Here is a 13,377-nt window from a genome sequence, read left to right as displayed (position 1 = left end):
AACTGACGGAATTAATTCTTAATTCCTTACCTATTTCTTTTGTTCAGTTTTCAAAGAACTTGTTTGCTTGTCTTTTTGAGACAGCTTTATTAGTTTACACAACCGAAGCTGCAAAGTCAAGCGATTTTTTAAAATCTTTTTTGAGACTTTAAATGGTGGGCCTAAATGGACTCGAACCATCGACCTCACGCTTATCAGGCGTGCGCTCTAACCAGCTGAGCTATAGGCCCGTAAAAATTGGAGCGGGTGATGAGAATCGAACTCACGACCAGAGCTTGGAAGGCTCTTGTTTTACCACTAAACTACACCCGCAATAAGAATGGTCGGGAAGACAGGATTTGAACCTGCGACCCCCTGGTCCCAAACCAGGTGCTCTACCAAGCTGAGCCACTTCCCGTAAATATGGCGCGCCCTGAGAGATTCGAACTCCCGACCTTTTGATTCGTAGTCAAACACTCTATCCAGCTGAGCTAAGGGCGCCTATATTAATGCATTATATGTTATTGTTAAAAGTTGGTGCGGTCGAGAGGACTCGAACCTCCACGGGGATACCCCCACTAGCCCCTCAAGCTAGCGCGTCTGCCATTCCGCCACGACCGCGCGGCTAGATGCCAGCGCATGAGCACTGCAACTTATAAGTTAATTAATTAATATGGTGCGGGTGAAGGGACTCGAACCCCCACGTCAAAGACACTAGATCCTAAGTCTAGCGCGTCTGCCAATTCCGCCACACCCGCATATTAATTTGAAAATGGTGAGCCATGAAGGACTCGAACCTTCGACCCTCTGATTAAAAGTCAGATGCTCTACCGACTGAGCTAATGGCTCGTGCTATAATGTCCGTCGGAACCTGTCTCTTCCTCTACAAGCAAGGAATGTTAGTTTATCCGTCGAGACAACCGTAGTCCAATCACGATGTAACGCTTGTGACTGAGCTAATGGCTCGTACATAATGTGTTCAATCTTAAACACTCATTTTAAAACATAAAAATGGCTGGGCTAGCTGTATTCGAACCAGCGCATGACGGAGTCAAAGTCCGTTGCCTTACCGCTTGGCTATAGCCCAACACCTTAGAATAAAAAATGGCGGACCCGACCGGGGTCGAACCGGCGATCTCCTGCGTGACAGGCAGGCATGTTAACCACTACACCACGAGTCCATATATCTATAGGTATTTCATTTATTAAGATGTTTAAATCAAAAAGTTGGTGACCCGTACGGGATTCGAACCCGTGTTACCGCCGTGAAAGGGCGGTGTCTTAACCGCTTGACCAACGGGCCACATGGCAGAGAAGAAGGGATTCGAACCCTCGCACCGCGTTAGCGATCTACTCCCTTAGCAGGGGAGCCCCTTGAGCCACTTGGGTACTTCTCTGTATGGCTCCACAGGTAGGACTCGAACCTACGACCGATCGGTTAACAGCCGATAGCTCTACCACTGAGCTACTGTGGAATGTCATTTAAGGACAATTAATATCATACTTGTTTCAGCGTCAGATGTCAACCCGTTTTAGAAGTTTTTTCTGAGCTATTCTCGCTTAAGTTACCCTCATTCAAAAGCTATGGAAGAGGCATGTCTAACAGCGACTTTATTAAATTACCACATACCTATAATCGAAGTCAACACCCTATTTTAAAGAAATCTGTTTTAACTTTCCACGGCACTTCCCACATACATATCTTTTAGTGTCAATCTTTCTTTTACGTTTATATAGCTGCATACAGGCTGTACACGTATAGTGGTATTTATAACTTTCTCTTCTTCTTTTTTCCGGTACGGACTGGCAATACCGCGAACCGCCTACTTTGTTTAACCAGTACTTAAAATCATCGTCACCATGTTTATATCCCTTACCTTCAATGTGAAGGTGATAATGAACAAGCTCATGTTTGATAACGCCGATCAGTTCCTCCATACCGAACGCTTCATAGAGATGCGGATTCATTTCGATATCATGTGATCTTAGAAGATAACGCCCGCCCGTTGTGCGGAGCCTTTTATTGAATCTCGCTCTATGGCGGAACGTTTTATCAAAAAACCGAATCGAGATTTCTTCGGTCAGTTTTTGCAATTCTTCATCAGTCATGGTCAAGCCCCTCGCATTTTCAGGTTCACATCAACAAGCTCCTATACATAGACTAATACACAAATAACGGATTGGGAAGTTCAAGGAGGTTCTCTATATGCCAACATGGTTTAAAAGACAGCTCCGTCGTGCGTATTATCAAAAAGATCGTTACCAAATCCGCTTACTCAATCAATGCTGGTTTTTTTATAACAGAAAGCACTCCTCCAGTGAAGAATAACCCACTGGAGAAGCGCTTCATATTGTTCTTACTATTTTATAAAATGTTCAGCCTTTAGGCACAATCATCGTTAAAGCAATCCTCTGTTTAGCTACATCGACAGAATCTACCCAAACAGTTACGACTTGACCAACACTAACCACGTCCATCGGATTCTTCACAAAACGGTCTGTTAGTTTCGAGATATGAACAAGCCCATCTTGTTTTACACCAATATCTACAAAAGCTCCGAAATCCACAACATTTCGAACAGTCCCCTGCAGTTCCATGCCTTGCGCAAGGTCTTCCATTTTAAGAACATCTGTTTTTAGCACTGGACCAGAAAAAGCATCCCGGGGATCTCTCCCTGGTTTGGTTAAACCATCTATAATATCTTTTAGCGTTGGTACACCAATGTCCAGTTTTTCAGATGTCGCTTCAATTGAGATCGTTTTTAACTTTTCAGCCAAAGCCTCTGAACCAATATCAGAAGGAGAAAAACCTAGTTCCTTTAATAAAGCTTTTGTTGCTGGATAGCTTTCTGGATGGATTCCGGTTTGATCAAGAGGCTGGTTACCATCAACTACCCTCAAGAAGCCGATGCATTGCTCATATGTCTTCGCTCCAAGACGAGGAATCTTCTTAAGTTCCGATCTATTTTTAAATTTCCCTACTTCATTCCGTTTTACGATAATATTCTGCGCGACGGTTTTGGACAGCCCGGAAACATACTGGAGAAGCGAAGATGAGGCTGTGTTTACGTTAACACCAACCTGGTTAACAGCAGTCTCAACCACAAACGTTATTTCTTCCCCTAGTCTTTTTTGAGAAACATCATGCTGGTATTGACCAACACCAATGGATTTTGGATCGATTTTCACAAGCTCTGCCAACGGGTCTTGAAGCCTTCTTGCTATAGAGATCGCGCTTCTTTCCTCAACTTGCAGATCAGGAAATTCTTCACGGGCTACACTTGAAGCTGAATATACACTTGCTCCTGCTTCATTAACGATAACGTAAGCTACTGATTGATCGAGATCTTTTAGCGTTTCCGCAATAAACTGCTCTGTTTCACGTGATGCTGTACCGTTTCCGATTGCTGCAATTTCAATATCATATTGTTCAATTAGCTTCTTTACAACCGCAGCAGATTTTTCAACCTCCGAACGCGGCGGTGTGGGGTAGATCGTTTGTATGTGGAGAACTTTACCCGTTTCATCTACTACACCTAACTTGCAGCCTGTTCGGTAAGCCGGATCTACACCAAGAACAACTTTCCCTTTAAGTGGTGCTTGTAGCAAGAGACTTCTGACGTTCTCCGAAAAAATATGAATCGCACGTTCTTCCGCCTGTTCCGTTAAAGATGCACGAATTTCTCTTTCGATAGAAGAGGAGATCAATCGTTTATAAGCATCTTCAATCGCTTCACGAATGTAGTTTGCAGCTGGAGAATTAGAGCGCGTAATGGTTTTCCTCTCCATCTTAGAAAGAATTAATTCGGAAGGCGCAGCAATACCCACCTTCAGAATATTTTCCTTCTCCCCCCTGTTTACAGCAAGAACTCTGTGGGGCACGATTTTTCGGATTGGCTCTTGATACTCGTAGTACATTTCAAAAACTTTTTTCTCGTCAAGCTCTGTGTTTTTTCCTTCTGTTTTGATTTCCCCTTTTGAAAAGGTATCTTCACGAATCCATTTTCGCAATTCGGCATCATCAGAAAGCATTTCAGCAATGATATCTTTCGCTCCAGCTAGCGCATCTTCTGCTGAATTCACTTCTTTTTCTCCGTTTATGTATGCCGAAGCTGCGACTAGAGGATCATCGCTCTTCTGTTCCAACAGCCAATGGGCGAGAGGTTCTAGTCCTTTTTCTTTTGCTACCGTTGCTTTGGTTCTTCTTTTTTGTTTATAAGGACGGTAAATATCCTCTATATCTTGAAGTTTTTGAGCGTTTGTAATAGCGGCTGTTAATTCATCCGTAAGTTTTCCTTGTTCATCAATCAGACGGATGACTTCTTCTTTTCGAGAAGCTAAGTTTTGTAAATACGACCAGCGATCCATAATATCCTTGATTTGAACTTCATCTAATCCACCTGTTAACTCTTTTCGATAACGTGCGATAAAAGGGACGGTATTTCCTTCTTCTAAAAGGGCAATGACCTGGTTAATTTGTTTGGCTCTAACGTTTAATTCTTGTTCCATTGTATGCAATGCTTGTTCACTAATAGGTTGTCCCAATAAGAACACTCCTTTTTCAATCAATTAGTACTATTATAAACCAAGGAAGGTTTACCGTAAAAAAGGAAAAAGAACAAAACAAAAACATCACCCTTAAATCATACAAAGGTGATGTTTCGCTAACTAATATTTATTTGGCCTACGAGACATGTAGCATCATCATTGATATCCTGAGGTAACCCACTAATAAAAATGACAGACTCTCTAGGAGAAATCATTTTGGTTAACAGTGAACGGCTCTGAGTGTGGATATCCATGCCATCGGAATAAAGCATTAAAGTTAACTCTTTTTCAAACTTGAAATCCTGTACTTTGAACCGTTCAGGCTTTCCAGCCAGAAAACCAACTTTAGGCAAAGGGTGTATGGCTCTTTGTCTTTCAGCAGAGATCATAAAACGGATATTACCTACTCCAGAATATGTGGCAGTATGATTTGTATAATCGACTTTAACGATTGCGATTACGGCACCGCGAGTGTTTCTTAACCCTTCGTTGCAGAGATGCATTAACTGTTCTACTGGTTCATGATGATGTCTATCGATAATGTCGGTTGCAGCTCCTGAAGCTTCTTTTGCCATTTTGCCGCTTCCCAATCCATCTGCAACAGCGCAAATCAAATAATTTTCCGTCTCTTTTACATAAAAACTATCTCCGCAAAGATCATTTCCCTTTTTGGGTTTTTGATAAGAGGAAACAGATGCTCTGCTAAATTGATAGTGTTCGATCATTTAAGCGCCTCCGAAGGTGATACTCTCAACGCTTCTTTTAACTTTTCTAATGCTCTTCTTTGCAAGCGAGAAACATGCATCTGAGAAATATCCAGACGTTCTCCTGTTTCCTTTTGGCTTAGATTCTCAAAGTAAGTGCACTGAAGGATTTCTCGTTCTCGTTCTGATAGAACACCAAAGGCCTTATCTAAAAGTAATCTTTTGTCTATCTGATCAAATCCATCATCATTCGATCCAACTAAATCGAGAAGTGTAACTGTACTTCCTTCTTGGTCAGCTTCAATAGAACTATCCACCGATAGAGCCTGATAACTTTTGCCCATCTCCATGGTTTCTAGCACTTCTTCTTCTGAAACTTCAAGAAATTCTGCTATCTCAAAGATTTTTGGTGACCTTTGCAGACTCGTTGTTAATTCTTCAACGGCTTTTTTAATTCTTGGACCTAACTCTTTAATACGGCGCGGAACGTGTACACTCCATGTCTTATCACGGATAAAACGTTTTATTTCACCTACAATTGTAGGAACAGCAAACGATTCAAAAGATCGGCCAAACGTTTTGTCATATCTTCTAAAAGCAGCCAGCAATCCGATCATACCTACTTGGACTAAATCGTCGTGAATGCTTTTTCCTTTAGAGAACTTTCGGGCAAGGGAATGTACCAGATCTTGATACTGCAAGACAAGGTTCGTTTGAATTTCTTCGTTCTTAGGATCCTGCTGCAGTTCATCGATCCAAGCGTAAACCTGCTCTTTACTGTGAAGGCGCTGGCGAGATTCTGTCGACATGTTCCTCCACCTCATCTCTGTGAAGATACTTCGTCATCATTACAACGACACCGGCTTCACTGCTTATTTCTACCTTGTCCATTAATGTATCTATCAGGAAGAGGCCTAAACCTCCTTCGTGCAACTGGTCAACTGATTTACCATCTACAGGGCCAAGATTCTTTGAGATAGAGTCTACGTCAAAACTTTTTCCTTGATCGACAACCGTGATCTCCATACGGTCATCAAATATATTGCAGCCAATACGTACTTGGCCTTTTTCTCCATCTGTATAAGCATGATTCACAACATTCGTTACAGCTTCTGAAACTGCAATCTTAATATCTTCAATTTCATCAAACGCAAATCCCATTCGGTTCGCCAGACCAGAAATGGTTAATCTGACTACTCCCACATAATCGGGTTTTGCGGGAACATTCATTTCGATATAGTCGGACGCTGTTCTCATAGCGCCTCCCCCTTTACTTCGCTTTCAATGTCCATTACCTCTGTTAAGCCGGTAATTTCAAAGATACGTTTAACGCGTTCTGTCATACCTCTAAGTTTTAATGAACTGTTGTATGCTTTTGAAGACTTTAATGCTCCTACAAAAATCCCAAGCCCTGTGCTGTCCATATATTCAACTCCAGAAAGGTCAACAACAACGATGTTCCCTTCTTTTTCTGTTAATGGAAGCATAACTTCTTTTAACTTAGGAGCTGTGTAAGCATCTACTTCTCCTGCAAGTTTTAACTCATATGTTTCATTTATTTGTTCTTGATTAATTTGTAAATTCATTGTTTTTCCCCCCAAGCTTTGTATGGAACCATAAGGTACCTTTACCCTATTATGAGATAACTTAAACCAATCGTTTTAAAACAATTAAAGTAAAATCATCTCTAAGTTCAAATCCTTGGAGCCGATCCAACTCCTGAAATACATTTTCAACGATTTTTTGTGCGGGTAAATCCATATATTTTCGAATGAGAGAAACAATTTCTTCTCTTTCAATAAATCCTTTGTTTGTTCGGCACTCGGTCACTCCGTCCGAAAGCAGGATAACCATATCTCCGATTTCGATCTCCTTTTCATAAGGATGATACGTTGTTGTACGAGATACGCCTAGAACAAGACCTTTTGCAATAAGGTCATGAAACTGATCTTCTTTTGCGTTGTAGATAAAACCTGGCTCGTGACCTGCGCCTGCATAGTAAAACTTGTGACTTTCAGGTTCGTAAACACCATGAAACATCGTGATAAACATGTTGCTGTGAACGTTATGCTCTACTACGCGGTTTAAATTTTCCAGCAGAAGGTGAGGCTTCATCTGTTCATCAGGCAAACTGTCCATCGCGTATTTAATCATAGACATACAGAGTGCTGCGGGTATGCCTTTGCCGATGATATCTGCTACAGCGACACTTAAACTGTTGCCGCTTTTAACAAAATTATAATAATCACCATTCATTTTTTTTGCCGGAACACTGACAACCCCTATGTCCAGGTCGTCAAAGTCAGGCACGTCGCTAAGCAGCAACGTCTGCTGCATACTTGCGGCAACCTCGATTTCGGATTCCAGCTGCTGCTGCTTATCCCGCAAACTTTGATGTTCACGATAAGCAAAGCCATAGCCTATCATCGCTTCAAGCAAAAAGTCAAATGAGTCTCTCATCTCTTCAGACATATCCGGGAACAACTCGTCCATCACCTGAATGTGAAGACTGACAAGATCTTCAGGCGAGATCTGCTGTTCTAAAAGTTTCCTGCTAAATTGCTGGCCTTTATAGAGTGTCGTCTCGGTTTTGGCTTTTAAATAGACCGATAATAAATCTTGGTAACGTTCAGTTAGTGCGTCTTTTGCAGGCAAGAGCTCTCCTCCTAACGAAGCCATTTAGTAGCCGATATCTCCGTTCCCACGTCAACTGTGGACTCGATTGAGAATTCATCCATTAAACGCTTCACGCCTGGCAATCCTGCTCCCAATCCGCCGGAAGTCGTATAGCCATCTTCCATAACTTTTCGGATCTCGCGGATTCCAGGACCATTATCAAGGGCTACTATCCGCAGTCCCTTTCTACCTAATTGATCGATAGGTTCAATACAAATCTTACCTCGTCCGGCGTATAAATAAATATTACGAGCCAGTTCCGAAATAGCTGTTGTTATTCTTGCTTGATCAACATTTCCGAAACCCAGCTCTTTCGCCATGTTTCTTCCGAGTTGACGGGCGCTTACGATGTCCCACTCATTGCGTACTTCCACACAGGATTGGATGTCCATTATCATCCCTCCAGTTCCAGACGCAATTTATCAAGCCCTTGTTCTAAGTCAAGTGCTGTCGAAACTTCCCTCATTGAAATTCCAAGGTCAATTAAAGTAATAGCAACTGCTGGCTGTATTCCTGTTAATACAACTTGAGCTCCCATCAATTTTGACATCCTCACTACATCTCCAAGAACTTTTGCAATAAAGGAGTCGATCATATCAACTGAAGTTAGATCGATGACAACTCCTTTTGCTCCTGTATCATGAATTTTGTTCAACAAGTCTTCTTGAAATTGAAGGGCTGTTTGATCGTCCATTTCTACTTGAATGGTGATCAACAAATATTCGTGCAATTTTAAAATAGGAATTCTCATTTTATCCTCTCACTCCCTATTTATTGCTGATTAACTGCTGATTTGTGATTTCCAAAGCATTTTCCATACCTTTTTGAAGAGTACTCTTTGTAGGGAATAAGCTTAAATCAATCCCCAGACTGACAATGGTCTGCGCAATCTCAGGGCGTATTCCAACAAGGATACAAGTTGATCCTAATAAACGTACTGCATCTGCTGCTTGGATAATATGATGAGCAACCATCGTATCAACGACTGGCACTCCCGTAATATCGATAAGGACCACTTCAGATCGGTATTTAATAACTCCATTCAGCAAGTTTTCCATGATCAGTTTTGCACGCTCTGTATCAATCGAACCGATAAGAGGCATAACACTGATATTCTTGAATACTGGAATAAGCGGTGCTGATAATTCTAACAGTGCCGTCTTTTGAATCGAAACCGTCTTTTCCCAAATTTGAGATGAGTTTTCTACTACACGGTTCAGGATTGGGTCTAACCATCTATCGATTTCTCGGTATAAAGCTGCAAGTTTTTCCTTATCCTTTTCTGTTTCCACTAAAAGATTCAGAATAACTCGGCGTGCCGCTTGAAGTCCTTGAGTTAAATAGCTTAAAGGTAAACCTGTATGAAGAACTTGGTCGAAAAATTGATCCAACGTTCCATCTTTCGATATATCATAATAATTAATGTGTTTAATTAGCATTTCAAAAAACTGCTGGTCGGTTTCCTCATTAAATTTAAATGTTGTCATCATTCCAGCTAGTTCTTTTTCTTTAAATAGATTGACTTCTTTCAGCCAATTCATTCTTAGGGTCTCTTGATTCTCATTGACCATCTGTACAATCAAGTTGTCCAATTATCTTTCACCCCCGCTACATTTATTCTCAATTTCTATTATTTCACTTATGAATATTTTGTGCAATGATTACTCTTTTTCTAACTTTGGATATATAGCCCAACCCAAAGGAATTTAAACATGTATTTTTTTCCAGATGGTTTATAAATAAAAAACTGCCAGACATTTTGTCAGACAGTTTCCTAATTTGTGATATAGAGTTTAAAAATCAACCAGACCTGTGCTGATCTGTAATGCGTCGTCTACCCTGCGCATCATGTCTTCATCCAGTTGTGTTATTTTATCTGTTAACCTTTGCTTGTCAATCGTTCTGATCTGTTCAAGCAAAATAACTGAATCCCGTTCAAAGCCGTATTTTTTTGAATCTATTTCAACGTGTGTTGGTAGTTTTGCTTTCTGAATTTGGGCTGTAATTGCAGCAACTATAACTGTAGGGCTAAAACGGTTCCCGATATCGTTCTGGATAATCAGTACAGGGCGTATACCGCCTTGTTCTGAACCAACTACCGGTGAAAGATCTGCAAAGTAAACGTCTCCGCGTTTGACTATCAAGGACTACACCCCGCTAACTAAGCGGTCCAAGGTATGATCGGCTTCCTCCTCTAACATAAATGCTTCTGAGGCAATCGTTAGATTGATCTTAGCCATTTCCATGTAACCTTGTTTCATCTCATCACGAAACTGACGCTTATTCTTCCGCTCACGAAGAAACATCTCAGTAGCTTGATGGATAAATTCGCTGCGGTCCAAATTTTCTTTTTTAATGACACGGTCTACCTCACTCAATAATTTCTGAGGAAGACTAATCACTATTCGTTTTGTGTTCAATTCGGACACAACATACACCTCCAGCGCAAAGCTATACTACGATCGAATTCCTTTTAACCACATATAATCTTATCACTTCAATATTCCATTTGCAAAGCGATTTCAAAGTATTTATTCTTCAAAATTTTTAATAGTCCTTCTAATATTCTGCTAAAAATTTAGAATTACATTCATATTTTCTGAAATTCGACCATTTTTCACATAAACTCTCGGCACTCGAGAAGATATGAGACACGGAATTTCATAATTTATGGTTTTTGCCAGATGCGCTACTTCATCCATCTGAATTTTGTTGGCATTCTGAGTACCTATTAAAGTAGCTCTCTCACCGACATCCACCTTAAAGGGAAGCTTAACCATACACTGATCCATACAGATTCGTCCGATAATGGGCATACGCTCGCCTCTTATTAAAACAGAAGCACCTGGTGAGAGTCTTCTTTGCCAGCCATCAGCATACCCGATCGGAAGAGTGCCTACCCATTCTTCTTCTTTGGCTGTATAAGTAGCTCCGTAACTTACAGTATCTCCAGGCAACAGTTTTTTAACATGGATCAACTCTGAATGCAGACTAAAAGCTTCTTCTAATGGAAATGGCAATGATTCTTTCAGTTCTAATGAGGGAGCCAATCCATACATACTGATGCCAAGCCGAACAAGATTAAACGGCCCCTTCACTTTCCGTATTCCTGCTGCACTATTTGCACTATGAATATAGGTCGGCTTAACTCCTGTTTCATGAAGCAAGCCTATATGATTAATAAACCTTTTTCTTTGTTCTTCAAACAGTTCAGATTCCCATTCATCTGCTGTAGCAAAATGTGTAAAAACTCCTTCTATATGAAAGACAGCAGTTTGTTTCATATAAGAAGAAATTTCAAGAAGTTCGCTTTCCTCTTTTATACCTACACGGCCCATACCAGTATCAAGTTTCAAATGAATATTTATTGGCCGAACAGACTCCTTCAAATAAGTTTCTGCTTCAAGAAGCCATTCCTTTTGAAAGACTGTAAGGCTGATTTCATTTTCTGCCGCAAGATTAACATATTCAGGACGGATTCGGTTCATAACTAAAATGGGTGCTGAAATTCCTTGTCTTCTTAATGCCAGTGCTTCATCTAATATGGCGACAGCTAGAAGTTCCGCTCCTGAATCCAGTGCTTCTAGTGCGATCTGATAGGCTCCATGCCCGTAGCCGTTAGCTTTAACAACAGCCATAATTTTATGATCAGGGAGATGTTTTTTGAATGATTTGATATTCCGACTGATCTTATCCAAGTCTATTTCTGCCCATGTATCTCGATAAAAGTGATGTCTATCCATTTGAGAGCCTCCCTGCTATTCTTGAATGCTGTTATCTATTTTAACTGCTAAACACGATTTATGTAAGTAAAAACAGGCTAGCTTCTTCGCCAGCCTGTAACTAATTTTTATATTAATGTAGTAATTATTTTATGGCTTCCCCATAAACAGATCGTGCAATCGCCATTAATTCCTCTTGATTTAAATTATTGGAGGCAAGGAAATAATCAACACCGTTATAGTTCCAAGTGATGGATTGTTCAGTCATAGCCCCAACTGTAAACCCTAGGTCAACAGGTTCACCATTCGACATCGTTAACCTAGAAGCTGTCTCCACAGCTGTATTTTTTTGCTGCATCAATGTAAAGGATTTATTTTCCTCAGTATCAGCATAGTTTAATACAACCTTGGAATCGTCTTCCCCTTGAGCTACTTCCCTTTCATTTACGATGTTCAAGTTAGCTGTATATGTCGGATAAAGCACTTCAAATTCATCATCTCCACCTGAAAAAGTGGGAACTTCAAATTGAGCACTCGACATATTGGACTCCATATCAAAAGAGTTCTTATCAAACTTAGCATTGAACTGAACCTTAGAAAAATCCAATCTTACAAGTTCTTTTTGATCCTGATCCATGATGCGGACTTGCGTTGGATCTAGGTCCTTATTAAGAGTAATCTCTTGCTGATATAAATTTTTGTTTTGATAATTTGTTTTTGTATGGAAAACATAGCTTTTTTCTTTGGATTTGAATCCTCTGTCCGTATCATTTAAGATATCTGATATTAGAGATTGGAACAGATAGACCTGACTATTGTTTTCTGGCCAGTCACTTTGGAAACGGAAACTTTTATTGAGAGCTGGCGTTAATACAAAGACCCCGTCTTTATTTCGCAAGATCATCTGGCTTTGGTCTTTCTCAGCATTTTTTAAGCTGACACGGTAGAAATCCGGCTTTTTGTGCCAAATCTCTAGATCATACGTAAGTGGCTTTTCCCCTGTGCTTAATGTCATTTTGGCTTCAGCTTTATAGCCTGTCATTGTTTCCATTCTCTCTTCCAAGGAATCCAGAACATCACTCTGGCTTTGTTCCCCGCAAGCCGACAGAACCAATAAGGCCATGAACGCCGTCAAAATCATTGACAGTGTTTTTTTCATTCTTTGCCATCCCCTTTGTCCCAAAGTAATTTCGACATTGAAGGGGGACTAACTCTGCATCTTGCAAAGGACTACCCCTTCTACCGCATTACAATATATGAGACAACCCCGGACAATATGCAGACTAGCTTGACGAGCTTTCTAAAATAACTTGTGCTACTGCGTATTCTTTCGTATGAGAGATGGAAAGATGGCATAAATAAGGATAAGGAGATGTAAGAAATGGCTTACCTTTTTCATCTGATTTAATTTCCATGTCCTTCCATGATAATTCGGCGCCAATACCTATTCCAAGGGCTTTTGCCATAGCTTCCTTGGCTGCAAACCTGCCTGCCAAGTACTCAAATCTCCTATGACCGTTTAAGGATTGAAATCTTTTTTGTTCAAATGAAGTTAGAATCCTCTCTGGAAATCGTGGTTGGTGTGACACAACCTGCTTGATTCTTTTTAATTCGATCATATCGATGCCTGTTCCAACAATCATTGCAACTACTCCTCTTTGGCTATATCTTTCGCCCTAACTGCACCCACATGGTAAACTAAACATATTAGAAACGAATCAGTATGTAATAAACTTCATATAAAAGGG

At 40.6% G+C, this 13,377-nt stretch carries 16 protein-coding genes and 12 tRNA genes; 1 reads left to right on the top strand and 27 read right to left on the bottom strand.

All coding sequences use genetic code 11. The features are described from left to right. Positions 1–153: 153 nt before the first annotated feature. From IEV52_RS20520 to IEV52_RS20460, 13 genes are all read right to left on the bottom strand, one after another. Positions 154–230: transfer RNA gene (locus tag IEV52_RS20520), tRNA-Ile, on the bottom strand. Positions 231–238: 8 nt separating this feature from the next. Beyond that, a tRNA-Gly gene (locus IEV52_RS20515) sits at positions 239–312 on the bottom strand. An 8-nt stretch (positions 313–320) separates the two neighbouring features. Continuing rightward, a tRNA-Pro gene (locus IEV52_RS20510) sits at positions 321–397 on the bottom strand. Between the two features lie 6 nt (positions 398–403). Then, a tRNA-Arg gene (locus tag IEV52_RS20505) sits at positions 404–480 on the bottom strand. A 34-nt stretch (positions 481–514) separates the two neighbouring features. After that, a tRNA-Leu gene (locus IEV52_RS20500) sits at positions 515–600 on the bottom strand. Between the two features lie 53 nt (positions 601–653). Then, positions 654–737: transfer RNA gene (locus IEV52_RS20495), tRNA-Leu, on the bottom strand. Between the two features lie 15 nt (positions 738–752). Beyond that, a tRNA-Lys gene (locus tag IEV52_RS20490) sits at positions 753–828 on the bottom strand. Between the two features lie 163 nt (positions 829–991). After that, positions 992–1,066, bottom strand: a tRNA-Gln gene (locus IEV52_RS20485). A gap of 18 nt (positions 1,067–1,084) precedes the next feature. Further along, positions 1,085–1,160 (bottom strand) — tRNA-Asp (locus IEV52_RS20480). Positions 1,161–1,207: 47 nt separating this feature from the next. Further along, positions 1,208–1,282: transfer RNA gene (locus IEV52_RS20475), tRNA-Glu, on the bottom strand. A gap of 3 nt (positions 1,283–1,285) precedes the next feature. Next, positions 1,286–1,376 (bottom strand) — tRNA-Ser (locus IEV52_RS20470). Between the two features lie 3 nt (positions 1,377–1,379). Next, positions 1,380–1,454, bottom strand: a tRNA-Asn gene (locus IEV52_RS20465). A 175-nt stretch (positions 1,455–1,629) separates the two neighbouring features. Continuing rightward, positions 1,630–2,088, bottom strand: a complete 459-nt coding sequence (locus IEV52_RS20460) for a SprT family protein (protein WP_188404440.1) — start codon at positions 2,086–2,088, stop codon at positions 1,630–1,632. 97 nt (positions 2,089–2,185) lie between these two features. On the opposite strand from IEV52_RS20460, the gene cmpA reads away from it, so the two are divergent. Further along, on the top strand, positions 2,186–2,308 hold the full coding sequence (gene cmpA, locus IEV52_RS20455) for a cortex morphogenetic protein CmpA (RefSeq protein ID WP_130297391.1): 123 nt from the start codon (positions 2,186–2,188) through the stop codon (positions 2,306–2,308). Between the two features lie 47 nt (positions 2,309–2,355). On the opposite strand, the gene IEV52_RS20450 is transcribed toward cmpA, so the two are convergent. The 14 genes from IEV52_RS20450 to acpS form a co-directional block, all read right to left on the bottom strand. Continuing rightward, on the bottom strand, positions 2,356–4,488 hold the full coding sequence (locus IEV52_RS20450) for a Tex family protein (protein ID WP_188404445.1): 2,133 nt from the start codon (positions 4,486–4,488) through the stop codon (positions 2,356–2,358). A 155-nt stretch (positions 4,489–4,643) separates the two neighbouring features. Beyond that, positions 4,644–5,252, bottom strand: coding sequence for a PP2C family serine/threonine-protein phosphatase (locus tag IEV52_RS20445; RefSeq protein WP_188404439.1), 609 nt, complete (start codon positions 5,250–5,252; stop codon positions 4,644–4,646). Further along, on the bottom strand, positions 5,249–6,040 hold the full coding sequence (gene sigB, locus IEV52_RS20440; protein WP_188404438.1) for an RNA polymerase sigma factor SigB: 792 nt from the start codon (positions 6,038–6,040) through the stop codon (positions 5,249–5,251). Before sigB ends, IEV52_RS20445 begins: the two co-directional genes overlap by 4 nt. Continuing rightward, complete coding sequence (gene rsbW / locus IEV52_RS20435) at positions 6,006–6,488, bottom strand: anti-sigma B factor RsbW (RefSeq protein ID WP_188404437.1); 483 nt, start codon at positions 6,486–6,488, stop codon at positions 6,006–6,008. Before rsbW ends, sigB begins: the two co-directional genes overlap by 35 nt. Then, on the bottom strand, positions 6,485–6,817 hold the full coding sequence (locus IEV52_RS20430) for an STAS domain-containing protein (protein ID WP_188404436.1): 333 nt from the start codon (positions 6,815–6,817) through the stop codon (positions 6,485–6,487). Before IEV52_RS20430 ends, rsbW begins: the two co-directional genes overlap by 4 nt. 61 nt (positions 6,818–6,878) lie before the next feature. Continuing rightward, entirely contained in the window at positions 6,879–7,886 is a 1,008-nt protein-coding gene (locus IEV52_RS20425; protein WP_188404435.1) for a PP2C family protein-serine/threonine phosphatase, read from the bottom strand. Positions 7,887–7,897: 11 nt separating this feature from the next. Beyond that, complete coding sequence (locus IEV52_RS20420; RefSeq protein ID WP_066285716.1) at positions 7,898–8,299, bottom strand: anti-sigma regulatory factor; 402 nt, start codon at positions 8,297–8,299, stop codon at positions 7,898–7,900. A 2-nt stretch (positions 8,300–8,301) separates the two neighbouring features. Beyond that, complete coding sequence (locus IEV52_RS20415; RefSeq protein WP_066239455.1) at positions 8,302–8,658, bottom strand: STAS domain-containing protein; 357 nt, start codon at positions 8,656–8,658, stop codon at positions 8,302–8,304. Positions 8,659–8,674: 16 nt separating this feature from the next. Continuing rightward, positions 8,675–9,499 (bottom strand): STAS domain-containing protein, encoded by an 825-nt coding sequence (locus IEV52_RS22690; protein ID WP_276208301.1) that lies wholly within the window; start codon positions 9,497–9,499, stop codon positions 8,675–8,677. Positions 9,500–9,700: 201 nt separating this feature from the next. Then, on the bottom strand, positions 9,701–10,051 hold the full coding sequence (locus IEV52_RS20405; RefSeq protein WP_066239453.1) for a type II toxin-antitoxin system PemK/MazF family toxin: 351 nt from the start codon (positions 10,049–10,051) through the stop codon (positions 9,701–9,703). Between the two features lie 3 nt (positions 10,052–10,054). Further along, a complete protein-coding gene (locus IEV52_RS20400; protein WP_066390801.1) occupies positions 10,055–10,336 on the bottom strand; it encodes a CopG family ribbon-helix-helix protein in 282 nt (93 codons plus the stop codon). Positions 10,337–10,477: 141 nt separating this feature from the next. Further along, positions 10,478–11,650: an alanine racemase gene (gene alr / locus IEV52_RS20395; RefSeq protein WP_188404434.1), complete on the bottom strand. Its 1,173-nt coding sequence runs from the start codon at positions 11,648–11,650 to the stop codon at positions 10,478–10,480. Positions 11,651–11,774: 124 nt separating this feature from the next. Beyond that, on the bottom strand, positions 11,775–12,788 hold the full coding sequence (locus IEV52_RS20390; RefSeq protein WP_188404433.1) for a LolA family protein: 1,014 nt from the start codon (positions 12,786–12,788) through the stop codon (positions 11,775–11,777). 124 nt (positions 12,789–12,912) lie between these two features. After that, a complete protein-coding gene (acpS, locus tag IEV52_RS20385; protein WP_188404432.1) occupies positions 12,913–13,272 on the bottom strand; it encodes a holo-ACP synthase in 360 nt (119 codons plus the stop codon). Between the last annotated feature and the right edge of the window lie 105 nt (positions 13,273–13,377).

Source organism: Fictibacillus barbaricus (assembly GCF_014635025.1).
Lineage (GTDB): Bacteria > Bacillota > Bacilli > Bacillales > Fictibacillaceae > Fictibacillus > Fictibacillus barbaricus.
Note: the sequence above shows the minus strand (reverse complement) of the source record. Positions and strands in the feature narration are given on the sequence as shown.